Source organism: Peribacillus sp. NPDC097225 (genome assembly GCF_044761955.1).
In the GTDB taxonomy this organism is placed as follows: domain Bacteria; phylum Bacillota; class Bacilli; order Bacillales; family DSM-1321; genus Peribacillus.
The window spans coordinates 1-17,148 of record NZ_JBIWDJ010000008.1 but is presented as its reverse complement, the minus strand read 5'-3'; the positions used below and the strand labels follow the sequence as shown (position 1 = coordinate 17,148).

Annotated in this window: 17 protein-coding genes, 1 tRNA gene, 1 rRNA gene and 1 riboswitch; of the genes, 13 read left to right on the top strand and 6 right to left on the bottom strand. The window is 41.6% G+C overall.

The genetic code is table 11. The annotated features are described in order from the left end of the window. Positions 1-74 precede the first annotated feature (74 nt). Positions 75-599 (top strand): hypothetical protein, encoded by a 525-nt coding sequence (locus tag ACIQXH_RS17610; RefSeq protein ID WP_403125049.1) that lies wholly within the window; start codon positions 75-77, stop codon positions 597-599. Between the two features lie 36 nt (positions 600-635). On the opposite strand, the gene ACIQXH_RS17605 is transcribed toward ACIQXH_RS17610, so the two are convergent. Continuing rightward, positions 636-1,739 (bottom strand): 5-methyltetrahydropteroyltriglutamate--homocysteine S-methyltransferase, encoded by a 1,104-nt coding sequence (locus ACIQXH_RS17605; RefSeq protein WP_403125046.1) that lies wholly within the window; start codon positions 1,737-1,739, stop codon positions 636-638. Between the two features lie 85 nt (positions 1,740-1,824). Next, a riboswitch (SAM riboswitch) is annotated at positions 1,825-1,924 on the bottom strand. Positions 1,925-2,140: 216 nt separating this feature from the next. On the opposite strand from ACIQXH_RS17605, the gene ACIQXH_RS17600 reads away from it, so the two are divergent. Together ACIQXH_RS17600 and ACIQXH_RS17595 are read left to right on the top strand one after the other, a co-directional pair. Beyond that, positions 2,141-3,178 carry a PTS sugar transporter subunit IIC gene (locus tag ACIQXH_RS17600; protein WP_403079488.1) on the top strand — a complete coding sequence of 346 codons (1,038 nt, stop codon included), beginning with the start codon at positions 2,141-2,143 and terminating at the stop codon, positions 3,176-3,178. An 11-nt stretch (positions 3,179-3,189) separates the two neighbouring features. Next, positions 3,190-3,345 carry a hypothetical protein gene (locus ACIQXH_RS17595; RefSeq protein ID WP_403079486.1) on the top strand — a complete coding sequence of 52 codons (156 nt, stop codon included), beginning with the start codon at positions 3,190-3,192 and terminating at the stop codon, positions 3,343-3,345. Here ACIQXH_RS17595 and ACIQXH_RS17590 read toward each other — a convergent pair. Beyond that, the gene (locus ACIQXH_RS17590) at positions 3,340-4,377 is read right to left on the bottom strand and encodes an outer membrane protein assembly factor BamD (protein ID WP_403125044.1); all 1,038 of its coding nucleotides are present in this window, start codon (positions 4,375-4,377) and stop codon (positions 3,340-3,342) included. The two genes, ACIQXH_RS17595 and ACIQXH_RS17590, sit on opposite strands and share 6 nt — an antisense overlap. A 245-nt stretch (positions 4,378-4,622) precedes the next feature. On the opposite strand from ACIQXH_RS17590, the gene ACIQXH_RS17585 reads away from it, so the two are divergent. From ACIQXH_RS17585 to ACIQXH_RS17550, 8 genes are all read left to right on the top strand, one after another. Next, positions 4,623-5,360 (top strand): SH3 domain-containing protein, encoded by a 738-nt coding sequence (locus tag ACIQXH_RS17585; protein ID WP_403125041.1) that lies wholly within the window; start codon positions 4,623-4,625, stop codon positions 5,358-5,360. A 179-nt stretch (positions 5,361-5,539) separates the two neighbouring features. Next, positions 5,540-5,986, top strand: a complete 447-nt coding sequence (locus ACIQXH_RS17580; RefSeq protein WP_402876043.1) for a hypothetical protein — start codon at positions 5,540-5,542, stop codon at positions 5,984-5,986. Between the two features lie 189 nt (positions 5,987-6,175). Next, positions 6,176-6,721: a glycerol-3-phosphate responsive antiterminator gene (locus ACIQXH_RS17575; RefSeq protein WP_402876044.1), complete on the top strand. Its 546-nt coding sequence runs from the start codon at positions 6,176-6,178 to the stop codon at positions 6,719-6,721. Positions 6,722-6,928: 207 nt separating this feature from the next. Beyond that, on the top strand, positions 6,929-7,753 hold the full coding sequence (locus ACIQXH_RS17570) for an MIP/aquaporin family protein (protein ID WP_402876046.1): 825 nt from the start codon (positions 6,929-6,931) through the stop codon (positions 7,751-7,753). Positions 7,754-7,778: 25 nt separating this feature from the next. Continuing rightward, on the top strand, positions 7,779-9,269 hold the full coding sequence (glpK, locus tag ACIQXH_RS17565) for a glycerol kinase GlpK (RefSeq protein WP_402876048.1): 1,491 nt from the start codon (positions 7,779-7,781) through the stop codon (positions 9,267-9,269). A gap of 243 nt (positions 9,270-9,512) precedes the next feature. Further along, a complete protein-coding gene (locus tag ACIQXH_RS17560) occupies positions 9,513-11,165 on the top strand; it encodes a glycerol-3-phosphate dehydrogenase/oxidase (protein ID WP_402876050.1) in 1,653 nt (550 codons plus the stop codon). Between the two features lie 186 nt (positions 11,166-11,351). After that, entirely contained in the window at positions 11,352-12,806 is a 1,455-nt protein-coding gene (locus ACIQXH_RS17555) for an alanine/glycine:cation symporter family protein (RefSeq protein WP_403125036.1), read from the top strand. A 310-nt stretch (positions 12,807-13,116) separates the two neighbouring features. Next, positions 13,117-13,293 (top strand): hypothetical protein, encoded by a 177-nt coding sequence (locus tag ACIQXH_RS17550; RefSeq protein ID WP_402876053.1) that lies wholly within the window; start codon positions 13,117-13,119, stop codon positions 13,291-13,293. Between the two features lie 127 nt (positions 13,294-13,420). On the opposite strand, the gene map is transcribed toward ACIQXH_RS17550, so the two are convergent. The 3 genes from map to ACIQXH_RS17535 form a co-directional block, all read right to left on the bottom strand. Beyond that, positions 13,421-14,161 carry a type I methionyl aminopeptidase gene (gene map, locus ACIQXH_RS17545; RefSeq protein ID WP_402876055.1) on the bottom strand — a complete coding sequence of 247 codons (741 nt, stop codon included), beginning with the start codon at positions 14,159-14,161 and terminating at the stop codon, positions 13,421-13,423. Between the two features lie 356 nt (positions 14,162-14,517). Further along, a tRNA-Ala gene (locus ACIQXH_RS17540) sits at positions 14,518-14,590 on the bottom strand. 118 nt (positions 14,591-14,708) lie between these two features. Beyond that, positions 14,709-15,416, bottom strand: a complete 708-nt coding sequence (locus tag ACIQXH_RS17535; protein ID WP_402876056.1) for an MgtC/SapB family protein — start codon at positions 15,414-15,416, stop codon at positions 14,709-14,711. A 136-nt stretch (positions 15,417-15,552) separates the two neighbouring features. Here ACIQXH_RS17535 and ACIQXH_RS17530 point away from each other — a divergent pair, with 136 nt between their 5' ends. Then, positions 15,553-16,434 (top strand): DMT family transporter, encoded by an 882-nt coding sequence (locus ACIQXH_RS17530; protein ID WP_402954150.1) that lies wholly within the window; start codon positions 15,553-15,555, stop codon positions 16,432-16,434. 45 nt (positions 16,435-16,479) lie between these two features. Here the strand turns inward: ACIQXH_RS17530 and ACIQXH_RS17525 are convergent, their stop codons facing one another. Beyond that, entirely contained in the window at positions 16,480-16,668 is a 189-nt protein-coding gene (locus tag ACIQXH_RS17525) for a hypothetical protein (protein ID WP_403125032.1), read from the bottom strand. A 414-nt stretch (positions 16,669-17,082) separates the two neighbouring features. Between ACIQXH_RS17525 and ACIQXH_RS17520 the strand changes: the two genes are divergently transcribed. Continuing rightward, positions 17,083-17,148, top strand: a 16S ribosomal RNA gene (locus ACIQXH_RS17520); the annotation flags it as partial.

The window sequence follows — 17,148 nt, the reverse complement described above, 5'->3', positions numbered from 1 at the left end:
GGGTAAGAGAGTATCATCCTTCGAATAAGGACTTGTCTGTATACACCAAGCTCAAAATAAGGAGGATGATTGGCATGTTCGGTTTGTCTGATATCACTAAATTTCTCTTTTCCTTTTTTCTGATTTTACCGGTTGTCACGCTCATTCATTTAGGTGGGCATCTATTCTTTGTCACGCTGTTTGGCGGTACGGAGAAAAAAATCAAGATCGGATGTGGAGATAAGATTTTCTCCTTTTGCAATATAGAAGTGAGAAAATACTACTTTTGGAATGGGCATTGTGAGTTCAAGGGATTAAAATATGATAATAAGTTCACGAATAGTTTGATTTATCTAGGGGGAGCCCTCTTTAACCTAATAAGCATGTTGTTGATATATAGTTTGGTTTATCAGGGGATCTTGGAGAAATCGGTCCTCTGGTACCAGTTCATATATTTCTCTTTCTATATTATGTTCTTTTCCTTATTTCCAATGTATTTTTCCGATGGGTCGCCAAGTGATGGAAAGGCGGCAGAATTGACATTGAAGAACCAGCTCAATGATAAGGTGACAGATGATGTAGTAGGGAAGAAAGAGGATGAGGACGATCGATGTTGTTGAATAAAGGGACGAGCATAGGCTCGTCCCTTTTTGTTCTTATCCCCAGACTTCTTTGGCGACATCCACAACGAATTTTAACTTTTCCCATTGCTGCTCTTCCGTTAGCTTGTTGCCAAGATGTGTGGAAGCGAATCCGCATTGAGGGCTTAAGCACAAGTGTTCATGTGGCACGAATTGTGCCGCTTCTTTAATACGTGATTTAACGGTTTCTTTATCTTCAAGTTCGCCATTCTTCGAAGTGACCACGCCAAGAACGACTTGTGCGCCGTCATTTGGAATGTGTTCTAATGGTTTAAAATCCCCTGAACGATGATCATCGTATTCCAAGAAAAATCCATCTACATTTTCCTTGGCCAATAGAGTTGGGGCGATACGGGCATAGCTGCCTTCAAAAGCCCAAGTCGATTGGTAATTTCCACGACAAAGGTGAGTCGTGACAACCAAATCCTCTGGTTTTCCCTCCAACGTCCCATTAATCACGCGCAATGCTAAATCGATTAATTGTTCCCTTGTATATTTCCCCTCTTTGAACTGGAAGTCCGGAGCGGAAAGCCTGGCTATGTATACATCATCTAATTGTAAATAACGTACACCGGCATCGTAAAAGGCTTGTAAAGCATCTTGATAGGCTTTGATAATATCTTTTGCATAGTCTTCGATGTCAGGATAGATTTCTTCATTATGGACACCTACCGCAAATAATTGATTGGGACTAGGGATGGTTTGTTTCGCCACAGCCCGTCCGTCCACGATTTCATTAAACTCAATAAAGTCTTTAATAAAGGGGTGATCGGGGTTGAAAGAAATCTTTCCTGTATTCCGAACGTTATAACGTTCTGTTTCAATTCCATCAAAGGTGAGGCCTTTTTCCGTGACATACCCTTCGATTCCATTTAAATGTTCCAAGAAGTCAAAGTGCCACCAGGTGCGTCTGAATTCCCCATCAGTCACTGCCTCTAAACCGATTTCTATTTGCTTATCGACGATACGCTTGATTTCCTTCGTTTCAACGTCGCGTAATTGTTCTGCGGTAATGATTCCTTCTTTCTGTTGCTTTCTTGCCAGATGTATACTTTCTGGTCTTAATAGACTTCCTACGTGGTCGGCTTTGAATGGAGCTTTCGTTAAAGTGATAGACATGGTAGATTCCTACTTTCCTTATTAAAATATAAAAACCTCTTCTTTCAAAAAAAGAAGAGGTATAATCAGCAATGCTTATATTCTCTTCTTATCTTCAAGTTGAACACTTCTGGAATTAGCACAGTACAGTAAAGTCTGTTGCTGAGGTATCAAAGGGCCAGTCCCTCCACCTCTCTGGATAAGAAAATGAACTATTCAATTAATTACGACTATACAGGTAGTATTAGTAAAGGTCAATAGAAAACAGATAATTTAGAATATATGCGTTATTAGAAAGTAAGTTTCTCTTATTCAAAATACTTTTATACAATTTCGCGGTGAAGTATTAAAAAAATCCTTTGACTATTGTCAGAATATTTCTTATAATTGTGTGCATTATAGCGAGATAGGGGATTATTTAGATGAAAGATTTTTTTAATAAATTATTAACGGGGATGAGCATAGGGATTGTCGTTTCATTAATTCCGAATGCTTTGTTAGGGGAAATACTTAAACTATTGATTCCACATTTTCCCGTGTTACAGCATATATTCGATATCACCGTTTTCGTGATGAGTTTGTTACCTGTCATGATTGGGGTGATGGTCGGGATTTCGTTCAAGCTACCATCCATTCAAACGGCCAGTATCGGGATAGCGGCCATGGTCGGAAGTGGTGCCATCCAGAAAACGGCTGACGGTTTATTTGCCCTTAATGGGATTGGCGTTGTCATCAATACCGGAATTACCGCGGCATTGACCGTATTGTTCCTGCAATTAATTGGCGACAAATTAAAGGCGTATGCGATTCTCTTGATGCCGACTTTAAGTATCTTGGTACCAGGCATGATTGGATACTTCATTCTGCCATACGTAAAATCCGCTACGGGACTATTAGGAGTCGGCATCGCTAACGTGACGTCCTTGCAACCCATTTTGATGGGAGCCATTATTTCCGTTATCTTCTGTCTTATTATCTTATCGCCCATTTCAACGGTTGGGGTAGCGACGGTCATTATGCTCTCAGGGATAGGATCTGGTGCGGCCAACCTAGGCATCGTGGCAGCTGGTGTTGGCCTAGCCATTGCAAGCTACAAAGCGAATTCATTAGGGACGGCTTTAGCCCATGTGTTGGGTTCCCCTAAGATTCAAATGAGGAATTTCTTCATGAAACCGAAAATTGCGTTTCCCATGTTAATCACGTCAGCTATTCTTGGTGCGTTGGCAGGTTTGTTAAACATACAAGGGACCCCATATAGTGCTGGATTTGGTTTATCGGGATTGGTCGGTCCCTTGAACTACATGAAACTGGCGGAAGGCGGATGGATTTTCAGTAACATATCCATCATGGTCATCATTTTCTTCATTCTTCCGATTGTGTTGAACCTTGTACTAATCTACGTTTTCTCAAAGAAATTAAAATGGATTAAAGCAGAAGACTATACCTTGCATTTTGAATAATACGAGGGTAAATGAAAGAAGCAGCCAGGCAAAGGGACCTGGCTGCTTCTTTTGATGGTGCGGCTATTTTCAAAGGGAATGTAACCTTTCAATCTAGAATCTCCCCGGTACTGATGTTGGCCCTGATTCATTTTCATTCTCATGGCCTCGTCCTCACCCCGTTATGAGTTGGTGGATGGGGTGAAGGTCTCTGCGATATGAGAAGTGATTGGACCGTACTTTTCCTGTTCGCTAGCGGGATAGCTAATGATAAAGGTAGTGCCCACTTGATCATTAAAGTAGTACCTCTTATAGATAACGTTCCCATTTTCTTCGTAGGAAATGACATACCAATCGTCCGTAAGTCGCTGATAGGCGATTTCTTCTGTGATATTTTTCAAAGCATCTTCATAATACATTTCAATCGTTTCTTCATCGTTGATTATATTCGTATGGCTAGCAAAGGCGGTAATTTCAAATTCCTCATTATAGAACCTGGCTCCATCACCATTGGTTGGCGGGGTGTCCATATTTAAGCCTTTGGGATAGTACATGGAGAACCCATAACGGCCATTTTGATATAGTTGGTACGCAGTTTTTTGACCGTCGGCTTTTTCTACGGTTTTCTTATCTTCAGTTTTCTTTACTTTCTTTTCTTCTGGTTGCGTTTCTTCCTGGTCTTTCAGGGCAAGATCGACTTGTTCCGTAAGTTTAGTCAACTCAGATTGATAGCTTGATAGCAATTCATCCGACTCGAAGCTTTTTTCTAAAAGTTGTAATTTCTTTTGTGCTAAACTGTAACTTTCTTTTGCGATAAGTTCCTTCACAATCTTCATCGTGTCTTCAAACGAAGAAGTTGTTTCCTGATCAGCAAGGATTTCCTCTTTTAGTTTTTTAGCTTCGGTCTGCAACGTGTTCAACGTGCTTTTATTCGTAATGACGGCATTTAGAGATTCAAGGGAAGTATCAAATTCTTTTTCTTCATATGCAGTGACTGCCGTATCCATATGATTTGCCTGATCTAGATAAGCGGAGGAATCCTCATCCCTTTTTTTCTCCTTTAAGGCCAATTCGAATTGGATGGCTGCCTGATGGTAATCCCGTTTTCCTAGATATTCAATCCCCTTGTCCAAAGCATCCTGGTACCCATCATTTGAACATGAAGCAAGGAAGAATAAGCAGAGGAGGGTAACGGATAGTGAAAGTCCTTTTTTTATCATGTAATCTCCTATTCTATCGTTCGCCATTTTAGCGTGAATTAATTTTACCAGAATTTTAATGCTGTAGGGAGTAATACCAAATTTAAATTATTTTGTTTGAGGGCATTCATCTGTCTTTGTTTTATAGATGAAATAGCTTTTAATTTCTTTTATTTTACTTATAAACCTTATTTTTCAATTATTTATGATAAAATACCTATATCATATTTAGGTATTTAGGTAAGAGATCAGGGGGAGAATATAGTATGAATGTAAGCAAATTATTCAAAATGATGATGGCCATCCTTTTCATTAGTAGCCTAGCATTTCCGTTCACCGCGACAGCCGATGCGGCGAGTACATCAAGTGCCACTGTGACAGCAAGCAACTTGAATGTCAGGGAGAAGGCTTCCGATAAGGCGAAAAAAGTGGGCTCGTTGAAAAAAGGAACCAAAGTAACGGTCTATTCCAAAACAAAATCAGGATGGTCCGAAATCCGTTATAATAAGAAAAAAGCCTATGTATCCACGGAATTTCTAAAGTTCAAGAAAAAAGTGGCGAGTTATAAAATGGATACGTCCAAAGTGTATGTCTATAAAAGTAATGGAAAAAAATATACCTACTCTAGCACAGGGGCAAAGTACAATAAGGTTTGGACAATCTGGAACGTAAAGGGAGCCGGGGAGAGCTGGACGGATATTGAAAAAGAAACGAGTGAGGGTTATTATATTGGCTGGCCCGAATCAGAGTATTTTATCGCTTTAGGTTACCCGCTAAAGGTCGGAGCTAAATGGGAAAGCTGGGATGGAAGTAATACGTATATCGCTAAGGTTACATCGATGAGTAAGACCGTCAAAACACCAGCAGGGACCTTCAATAAGGTTGTGGAAGTAAAGGAAAGTGATGGTTCTACTAGATATTACGCGAAAAATGTGGGCCTGATCAAAGCCTTCGTCAATGGTGAAAAAACCAGTGAACTAGTCGAATTGAAGAAGAAAAAATAAGACGTTAACTGCCGCTCATCCCGAGTGGCGTTTTTTATTTAAAGGTGGTCACCTGTTAGAACAGGGCAGATAATATGGTAAGAGGGAGTGAAGGGGAGGTAATGGGTCGTTCCGCAATTACCCAATCTTGAATAAGATGATTCAACGGAGTTTTTTGCATAGGGCAAGGGAGGGAAACCATGTTTGATAAATTCAAGGATATAATAAATAAGGCTACAACGGAGGGGGTTTCCATCCCCATTACGGCAAAGATGATGGCAAGTTTAATAGAAAAGAAGTCAGGTGAAGAAGACATTGATGTGCATATTTCACCAGAGTATATCGTGCTGCGCGGGACTACAGAGGTGAAGAAAATGATGTTGAAGAAAAAGGTTGCCTTCACCGTCACGTTGAAGCCGGTGCAAATCGAAAAAAGAACGATTCTGTTTCAGCTTGTTGGGATGAAACCGGTTAATGTTAATTTCATCAACCATAAACTGTTTAATAGACCACCCTTCTTTGAATATCATAATCGGATGATCAAAATTGATTTTAACGCTTGGGATATGGTGAAAAAGGTACCGTTCGGGCAGATTAAGTCATTTGAGCTGGTTGAGGGTGCCTTGAATATCAAATTGGCTCTTTGACTATCAAAAAACAACAAAAGGCCTAAATAATGGCTCTTTATTTAGGTTTTTTGTATGCTTAGGGTACATGCATTCTTTTCTAGTGGAATTTGGATAAATGCGAGCGTCCTTATGGAATGATGGTGGGACCTATTGTTTTTACGGCAGGTTCTGATTATGATGGGATTGTTAGCATAGGAGGAGGATATGATGGATCAGAAGATACTGCCTGCTTCGGCAAGCATGAAGGATTTCGAGAGGTTCTTGGAGAGTTCCTATGAGATAGGGGTTTTTCTGGATTTACATATATCACAGCTGAAAAATGTGAGCTTGATGGCCAAGCAACGTAATAAGAAAATGATTTTCCATGTAGATTTGATTCAAGGAATCAAAAGTGATGAGTATGCCACGGAATTCATTTGCCAGGAGGTCCAACCTTATGGCTTGATTTCGACAAAGTCCAGTGTGATTTTAAAAGCGAAGCAAAAGGGCGTTGTCGCGATTCAACGGATTTTTTTAATAGATTCCCATGCGTTGGAGAAAAGTTATAAGTTGGTAAAGAAGACAAAGCCTGATTATATCGAAGTGTTGCCAGGTGCCATGCCCTGGATGATTAAAGAGGTGAAGGAACATTTGCAAACGCCGATTTTGGCCGGAGGGTTGATCCGTAATTCAGATGAGGTCCTGAACGCACTTGAGGCGGGAGCATCGTCGATCACCACTTCCAAAACGGAGTTATGGAATATGTTTAAATAAAAAATATAAAACAATTTTCTATTTTTTGATAAATAGTTTGACAGCGTTTTCATTAACTAGTATATTAATCTAAAATACAAGTTAATAGATGTGACGGAGATAAGGAGATTCACAACGGAAAATTCCCATTTACTTGTGGGTTAGTTCTGCTGTGGGCCTCCTTTTATTGATTTATGGTCATTATTCTAGAGGGGAAGAGGTTTTAATATGACACCATTTTGGGGAGAAGTAGTAGGTACGATGATTTTGGTTCTTTTTGGTGCAGGCATCGGGGCGGGATCTTCATTGAAAGGATCTTATGCCAAAGATGCTGGATGGATTGTCGTGACGATTGCGTGGGGGTTAGCTGTGACAATGGGTGTTTTTGCAGTCGGTTCCATTAGTGGTGCCCATTTAAATCCGGCTGTCACCATAGGTTTTGCACTTATCGGGGAGTTTCCTTGGGGAGACGTTCCAGGATATATCATAGGTCAGTTAATTGGTGGGATTCTAGGTGCAACATTAGTATTCTTGCATTATTTACCGCACTGGAAGGGTACGAACGATCCGGGTGCCAAGCTTGGTGTATTCGCGACTTCACCAGCGATCCCACATACTTTTTCCAATCTATTAAGCGAAATGATTGGTACATTCATCCTTGTTCTTGGTTTACTATTTATAGGGGCCAATGAATTTACGGAAGGGTTAAATCCATTTGCAGTCGGTTTATTGATTGTTGTGATCGGGATGTCCCTAGGTGGGACAACAGGATACGCCATTAACCCTGCCCGTGACTTGGGTCCACGTATTGCACATTTTCTTCTTCCTATTCCAGGTAAAGGAGATTCGAATTGGGGCTATTCATGGATTCCAGTCGTAGGTCCGATAGTAGGTGGGGGACTCGGAGCCATCTTTTATAAAGCATTCTTTTTAGGTGAAATCACGATAGTAAGTTGGTCTGTTTTTGCAGGAAGCCTAGTATTATTGATAGTGGCTTACGTATTTGGAAAAAAACAGTCGCATGAAATAGAGAGTAAGAATATAGCTAGTTAATTTAAAGAGGTTGGGGGAAAATACTATGAAAAAATACATCTTATCTTTGGATCAAGGAACAACAAGCACACGGGCAATATTGTTCAATGAAAAGGGCGAGTTGGTCCATGTAGCCCAAAGGGAGTTTACACAGCATTTCCCGAAACCGGGCTGGGTTGAGCATGATGCCAATGAGATTTGGGGGTCGGTTTTAGCCGTCATTGCGAGCGTCATATCGGAATCCGGCATAAAGCCTGAACAAATTGCCGGAATCGGAATAACGAACCAGCGTGAAACGACAGTCGTATGGGATAAGGAAACCTCAGTCCCTATCTATAATGCCATCGTATGGCAATCCAGACAGACGAGTGCCATCTGCGAAGAGTTGAAGGAAAAAGGTCATAATGATATGTTCCGTAAGAAAACGGGATTATTGATTGATGCTTATTTTTCCGGTACAAAGGTGAAATGGATCCTTGATAATGTGGAAGGTGCACGTCAAAAGGCCGATGAAGGCAAACTACTATTTGGAACGATCGATACGTGGTTGATCTGGAAGCTCTCAGGAGGAAAAGCCCATGTGACGGACTATTCCAATGCTTCAAGAACGTTGATGTATAACATCCATGAATTGAAGTGGGATGAAGAGATTCTGGAAATCCTGGATGTTCCAAAGTCCATGTTACCGGAAGTCAGACCTTCTTCAGAAGTGTATGCGAACACGATCGAATATCATTTCTTCGGGCAATCGATTCCAATTGCCGGTGCAGCAGGTGACCAACAAGCCGCTTTATTCGGCCAAGCTTGCTTTAATCAGGGAATGGCGAAAAATACGTATGGAACAGGATGTTTCATGCTTATGAATACGGGTGAAAAAGCAGTCGATTCCGAACATGGCCTATTGACGACGCTTGCCTGGGGATTGAATGGCAAGGTTGAATATGCACTGGAAGGCAGCATATTCGTAGCCGGTTCTGCAATCCAATGGTTACGTGATGGCATGCGGATGCTGAATAACGCCCAGGATAGTGAGGCGTATGCAAAACGAGTGGACAGCACGGATGGCGTCTATGTGGTGCCAGCCTTCGTAGGACTGGGAACCCCATACTGGGACAGCGATGTACGTGGCTCTGTATTTGGACTAACACGTGGGACAACGAAAGAGCACTTTATACGCGCTACCCTTGAATCCCTTGCCTACCAAGCGAAGGATGTCCTGGATGCGATGGAAGCAGACTCAGGTATTGCGCTGAAGACATTGCGAGTGGATGGCGGGGCAGTGAAGAACGACTTCTTAATGCAATTCCAAAGTGATTTATTAGGGGTACCCGTGGAAAGGCCGACACTGAATGAAACGACAGCGCTGGGTGCCGCATACTTGGCTGGACTAGCGGTTGGCTATTGGAAGGATCAAGAAGAAATCGCCCAGCAGTGGGTAATAGACAAGACTTTCACGCCTTCCATGGAAGAGAAGGAAAGTGAAAAATTATACGAAGGCTGGAAAAAGGCCGTGCACGCGGCAATGGCTTTTAAATAAAATAAGCAAAGTCTTTTAAATACAGGCAACACTATGATATACTGAAAACAAGTTAATAACTCGGCCGGAGAATAGGAGAGACCACGAATGCGTTATCGAGAAATCGATGATGTGCATTTGTGGTCTCTTTCTCTATATTTATATCCTGATTATGGTTATTGGCTTACTAGAATGGGAAGATAATAGAGTATATGCTGATTATTAGAAGAACCAACAAGATAACACCCCAAGGAGGAGTTAGATATGAGGTTTTCAAATAGATATAGAAAAGAAACAATCGATAAATTAAAAAAAGAGAAATTTGATTTAGTTGTAATAGGTGGAGGAATCACCGGTGCAGGGATAGCATTGGATGCGACCGTACGCGGCATGAAAGTGGCATTAGTTGAAATGCAAGACTTTGCGGCTGGTACATCAAGTCGATCAACCAAGCTTGTCCACGGTGGATTGCGTTACCTTAAGCAGTTGGAAGTGAAGATGGTTGCCGAGGTAGGTAAAGAGAGAGAAATCGTTTTTGAAAATGGACCGCATGTAACGACACCGGAATGGATGCTCCTTCCGATGCATGCAGGTGGGACATTTGGCAAATTCAGCACATCTATCGGTCTCCGTGTCTATGATTTCCTTGCAGGCGTCAAGAGAAGTGAACGGAGAAAAATGCTTACTGCGGATGAAACCTTGAAGAAAGAACCGCTTGTCAAGAAAGACGGGCTTAAAGGTGGAGGGTATTATGTTGAGTACCGTACGGATGATGCGCGTCTGACGATTGAAGTCATGAAGGCGGCCGTCGATAAAGGGGCGACTCCCATCAACTATACGAAGGTAGAAAAATTGGTCTATGAAGATGGTAAAATTGCTGGAGTAAAAGTCCGGGACGTACATTCAGATGAAGAATACGAAATACTTGGAGCAAAAGTGGTCAATGCAGCTGGACCATGGGTCGATTCAATTCGTGAAAAAGATAACTCGAAAAAAGGAAAAACGCTTAAGCTATCCAAGGGTGTTCACATCGTCATTGACCAATCGAAGTTCCCTTTGAAACAGGCCATTTATTTCGATACGCCGGATAAACGGATGGTCTTTGCCATTCCGCGTGCGGGTAAAGCTTATGTTGGAACGACAGATACCTTTTATGAAGGAGATCCGATAGATCCGGGTGTAACGCAAGAAGACCGTGATTATATCTTGAAGGCGATAGCTTTCATGTTCCCTGAAGTGAAGGTTACGGATGCAGATATCGAGTCAACCTGGTCCGGTGTAAGACCATTGATTCTGGAAGAAGGCAAGGACCCTTCTGAAATTTCACGAAAAGATGAAATATGGGTGTCCGATTCAGGTCTTATCACGATTGCCGGTGGGAAATTGACCGGGTACCGCAAAATGGCCAAAACGACCGTAGACCTAGTGGCCAAGAAGTTTTCAGAGGACTTGAACAAATTGTTCGCTGATCATAGTACAAAACGGATCCGCGTTTCAGGTGGAGATGTAGGTGGGTCGAACAACTTCCCTGAATACATCAAGAACCATATTCAAATGGGTGTAGATGCAGGGCTCTCTGTTGAAGATTCAAGAAAGATCCTGTCCATGTACGGGTCGAACGCGCCGGTGTTATTTAACATTGCCATCAATGAAAAGGATGGGGGAAGCCGTACAGGCCTACCGCAAGTGTTATTCGTACAATTGCAATATGCACTGGACCATGAAATGGCAGCCACTCCTGTAGATTTCTTCTTCCGCAGAACTGGAACGCTTCTGTTTGATATCGATTTGGTTCAAACTCATAAAGAAGCCGTAACCAACTACATGGCTGAATACTTTGGTTGGAACGAATCAGTTACAAAGAAAAGAACAAGTGAACTGGAACACGCAATACAAGGCGCTACTTCAGTCTTGTGACCTCCATATGAAAGTAGAAACGCCAGCGGATAACGCAGGCGTTTCTTTTTTATGCTGTCAAGAAGGTTCCCCTTTTTTACGACAAAATTATTTCAAATGTAAGAAAAACTAACATAACATATTGTGGAAAAATATAAATTGTTATATAATTTTGAATATTCTAATCGATAAAAGGGGGAAACTTACTTGAAGGAATTCATAGATGCTTTGAATGGAGTGTTATGGAGCTCGCCGGTCATTTATATCTTATTGGGGGTCGGGCTATTATTCTCCATATTGACGCGTTTTCTACAAGTTAGGCATATTAAAGAAATGATTGTATTGATGTTCCGGGGAAAGAGTTCGAAAGCGGGGGTTTCTTCATTCCAGGCTTTATCCATTGCCCTTTCAGGACGTGTCGGGACAGGGAATATAGCTGGGGTGGCGACGGCCATCGCCTTCGGTGGACCAGGTGCGGTTTTTTGGATGTGGGCCATTGCTTTCATAGGGGCATCCAGCGCATTCATAGAATCTACGTTAGCCCAGATTTATAAAGTGAAGCAAGACGGTCAATATCGTGGGGGGCCTGCTTATTATATTGAAAAAGGGATAGGGTGGAAATGGTTCGCCGTCCTCTTCGCAGGCGCGGCACTTATCGCAATGGCGATTCTTATGCCAGGCGTCCAGTCCAATTCCATTGCCGCTGGAGTGGAAAATGCCTTCGGTGTTGAGCCGTTCATCACAGGAATTGCCGTGGTCCTTTTACTTGGGTTCATCATATTCGGTGGCGTAAAGAGGATCGCTAATGCAGCACAACTAATTGTTCCGTTTATGGCCCTCGGGTATATTCTATTATCCGTTATCATCGTCTTCATGAATATCGCAGAATTACCCGGTGTCATATCATTAATATTTAGAAGTGCTTTTGGTCTGGATTCTGCATTTGGTGGGTTGATCGGGATGGCCATCGCGTGGGGAGTGAAACGCGGCGTGTACTCGAATGAGGCTGGTCAAGGAACGGGTGCTCACCCAGCAGCTGCAGCCGAAGTTTCCCATCCGGCCAAGCAAGGCCTTGTCCAAGCTTTTTCCGTTTATATAGACACCCTATTCGTTTGTTCGGCTACTGCCTTCATGATCTTATTCACGGGCATGTACAATACGCAAGCGGAAGATGGGACACCAATCGTGAATAACTTAGGAGAGGTGGAACCGGGTCCAGGCTATACACAAGCGGCCATTGATAGTGTGATTCCTGGGTTTGGTGCAGGATTCGTGGCTATAGCCCTCTTTTTCTTCGCCTTTACGACCATCATGGCCTACTATTATATCGCAGAAACGAACATTGCTTACCTGATGCGAAATCGGAATAGTAAATGGGCGATGCACACCTTGAAGGTCATTATCCTTGCCGCCACTTTTTATGGAACGATCCGAACGGCAGAAGTGGCTTGGGCCTTAGGGGATGCGGGGTTAGGAATCATGGTATGGCTCAATGTCATAGCGATTCTGATTCTAGCCAAACCAGCACTCATAACATTACGGGATTACGAGAAACAAAAGAAACAAGGGGTGGACCCAGTTTTTGATCCAAAAGCATTGGGGATTAAAAATGCGGATTTCTGGGAGCATGAATATATGAAGGATGAAGAGAAAATATCATAATCCTATGAAATGATATATGTATTTCAATTAAGCTAGCTCGAGTGATTGGGCTAGCTTTTTTTGATGTCATTACCAAAAAGGGAACTACATATTATGAGTAAAGAAATGGATAGCGGACTAGCGGAGTCGGGCGTGTCTTCATATTCACAAAGGTGGTAAATGGACCAATATTATACATTTGGTTATAATGAGACTATCTATAGGTAATCGTTCGTTCAGTTAATGTCACGGAAAAGGGAAAGTAAATAATCCTTCACTTAAGTTTGGTGAGAAGTTCGTAAAAAAGTGGTGGTAAAGGGAGGCGAGTGGAATGGTTGCCGTATTGGTTGCTGTATTTAAAGAAGTTGGAGAAATAGTGAGCTTGGTATTAGGATTGATTATCGCCTTGATGCTGATGGTTGGGTTGGGTGTAGCCCTTACAAAAGTACAAGAATCCGTTCTAGTACCCGCTGTTCGCAAGATCAAGAAAATGATGAGTAGAAGTTAGCGTAAATGCCTTCACTCCCCGAATCATTCTCGCAATATTCCCTACCTGACGAGATAAAAGCGGAGTGTAAAGAACACTCCGCCGTGTACTACTATTTTAATATAAAACTTTACCGTCTATGCTTGAATTAAAGGGTGACAATAATCGGGCCATTTTTAGTAAGGATAATCGTATGCTCCAATTGAGCTACAAAGCTTTTTTCTGTGGCATAGGTCCAATTATCTTCTTTTTGGAATACTTCTTCTTCAAAGGTTGAAATAAATGGCTCGAATGCGATAACCATCCCTTCCTTTAGTATTTCGTTATCCCAAGGATCATAATAATTACAAATATGGGCAGGTGCTTCGTGGATCTTTCGTCCGACACCATGTCCCGTAAGATTTTCGATAACAGTGAATCCATGTTGTTTCGCGGTTTCAAAGACCGCTTTTCCGATTTTGCTTTTCTTGGCACCAGGTTTTGCTTTCTTGAGACCTGCATCAAATGCCTTTTTAGCGACATCGCATAGTTTCGTTAAGACTTCATTGCCCTCTCCTACTACAAATGAGATTCCTGTATCTGCGAAATAACCATTCTTTGAAGCGGAGACATCTATATTTACGAGATCCCCTTCTTGAATAACCCGTTCACCTGGAATGCCATGCGCCACTTCTTCGTTAATGCTAATGCAAGTATAACCAGGAAAATCATATTCCCCTTTTGGGGCGGAAATGGCACCTGCCTTCTTTAGCAGTTCTCCAGCAATATCATCAAGTTCTTTGGTCGTTACGCCAGGGACTGATCTTTGTACCAATTCATCTCTAATGGAGGCAATAATTTTGCCAATTTCTTTCAAGCCATTAAAATCTTCTTCAGTCTTTGCAATCATTCTTTCACCTCATTAATTATTTATATAAGAGTTATTAATTGTACCCTTATTTCCACTTTAGTTAAAATAAATGTGAAAAAGTGCCTGACGAATTTATTCCGAAAACAGTTAGCTCCTTCACTCTTCTAAAAATATCAGAAACACAAGAAAAAACAACTGATGAGTGGCTGGTTTGAATCGTCCGATGTGAGATGAGAATGGTATCGAGGCAAGGGTAAGCAAAATGTAGCTATTTCAACGTAGAGGGAAAAAGCATGAATTACTGTTAAGGCGATTATAAAGGGAAGTTTTTTGAGAAGAAAAGGGGAGGGATACAAAGAAAAACCCTTTGCTTAAAAGCAAAGGGTTTCGAAGTATGGAGACTAGGGGGATCGAACCCCTGACCTCTTGGCTGCCAGCCAAACGCTCTCCCAGCTGAGCTAAGCCCCCGGGTTATGGTACAATAATTATTTTATTCGGAATCCGAAGAAAAGTCAATATTAAATTTTATAATTTGTAAAATGAGTAAGAAAAACCCGTTTGAAGGAATTCAAACGGGTTTTGTACATTAGCCATTTTCAATTTCCACTCTGGATATTTCACTGAGTTTAGAGACGGTATAGTACACCTCGGAAGTCTTGACTTTATAATCGACCAACACTTTTAGTGTTAAAAGGTGAAGGTCTTCTTCGACATCTTTAATCCGAAGCGCCTTGATGTAAATATTCTCTTCTTTAATTTTCTTCAGTACGATAGCAATATCATCTTTACCCTTGATCTCTAGCTTTAGAAAGATTTCCTTTTGTCTCAATTTTCTTGGTCCGAGCCAAGTGACAAGGGACGGCACCAATTCGACACTGATGATTAACAGGATGACTCCAGCGATCGCTTCAAGGAAGAATCCTGCCCCGACCGCAATCCCAATACCTGCGGCACCCCATATGATGGCGGCGGTCGTTAAACCGGAAATGCTGTTATTATCGCGACGCAGGATGACCCCTGCACCGATGAAACCGACCCCTGATACGATTTGGGCCGCAAGACGAAGAGGGTCCATCGTGATATTAACATCGTCACTGCCTGGAAATTTATAAGCTGATTCCAACGAAACGATTGTTAATAAACAGCTGACGATGGAAATGACCAGACTTGTTTTTAGTCCGACTGGTTTCCGTTTCATCTCCCTCTCTAACCCAATGATTAATCCGAGGAGAGCCGAAATCCCTAACTTTATCAATATCTGCAGTTCAGATTGAGGTTCGAACACCCATTCCATACCATTCACATCTCCTCAGAAAAGATAGAAGAATTAATAATCTATTCAATATTGCCCATTTCAAATAAACTATCCCTTATAATTCTACCATAGTAAAATAAACTTCAAACTAGAATTCGGGGAAAGAGGAGAGAGAATGCAGCCCAAACCAAAAATGAATCCCTATTTGGCTTTAGCTATAGGAGTAGCCTCGGTTTCTTTTTCGGCGATCTTGGTCAAATTAGCAACTGCGCCTTCGGGAATCATTGCTTTTTATCGATTATTATTTACCGTTCTATTGATGCTTCCTGTTTTCCTTATCAAGTACCGGCATGAACTCAAGCTCATCCGGAAAAAGGACTGGTTGTTATCGATTGCCGCTGGTGTGTTTCTAGCCTTTCATTTCATACTGTGGTTTGAATCGCTCAATTACACATCTGTGGCCAGTTCGACAGTCCTTGTCACACTTCAGCCGTTATTCGCTTTCGCGGGGGCTTACTTCTTTTTTAAAGAAAGGTTTTCGTTGAGAGCGATAGGTAGTGGCGTCATCGCGATAGCCGGAAGTTTTGTCATCAGCTGGGGAGATTTCCGAATCAGCGGGATGGCACTTTGGGGGGATGTCCTAGCCCTTATCGCATGTGCATTAGTAACGGGTTACCTATTGTTTGGACAGAGTGTTGTAAAACGTATCTCTTCTATAACATACACATTTGTCGTGTATAGCATTAGTGCGGTTACTTTGTTCGTCTATGTTCTTGTTAAAGGCGAGGCACTCGCGCCCTATGCCGTTGAAGATTGGATCTATTTCATTCTTCTTGCCATCTTTCCAACGTTATTAGGACATTCGTTATTCAACTGGACATTGAAATGGCTAAGTACTACAACCATTTCGATGGCGATACTTCTGGAGCCGGTAGGAGCCACGGTCCTTGCTTACTTTATTCTCGATGAGCCTATTCTATGGACTCAAGTTCTCGGAGGCACCATCATCTTGGTTGGTCTAACGACGTTTTTAAAAGCTGAAGGGAAAGAAGGTTGAAAAAGACTCATATAAAAGCAGTAAGTCTGACGCGACTTACTGCTTTTATTCATAGGGATAGAATAAATAGGTCATCCTGGTGAAAATCAAGGCGAAGGTAAAGCTGAATAAGAAGGTCGTGCCGTTCACTTTCCCTTTTTCTTTACTGAATTTAATGGCTTCATAAAAAGCGGTGCAGAATAAATAAAGAGCCATGCTATAACAAATGAGTAGCGCAACCAATAAAAGATTCATCATTTCACCTCATAAAAAAGATATCAATCTATCTATATATAAATTCAAGATGAAATATGCGGGATATTTTAATTTTGTTACGGAGATAAAGTGAATGCAGGGGAAGTTTATATAGAAGAAATGAAAATGAAAACTTTTTTAAAAAAACTTTGTAAAAATATATTGCAAACATTTTTTATACATGGTATATTATTTCTTGTCGCTAAGACAGCAACTTAAACGGCTCAACAAGCTGTTGAAAATTATTTTAAAAAAGTTGTTGACAAACAGCAACGAAACATGATAAACTAACGAAGTCGCTTTGAGAGAAACGACAACGAAATTGCTCTTTGAAAACTGAACAAAACAAAGCGCCAACGTAAATTTTGAGTGAGCACACACTATAAAAAAAGCAAAATGAGCAAGTCAAACATTTCTTCGGAGAGTTTGATCCTGGCTCAGGACGAACGCTGGCGGCGTGCCTAATACATGCAAGTCGAG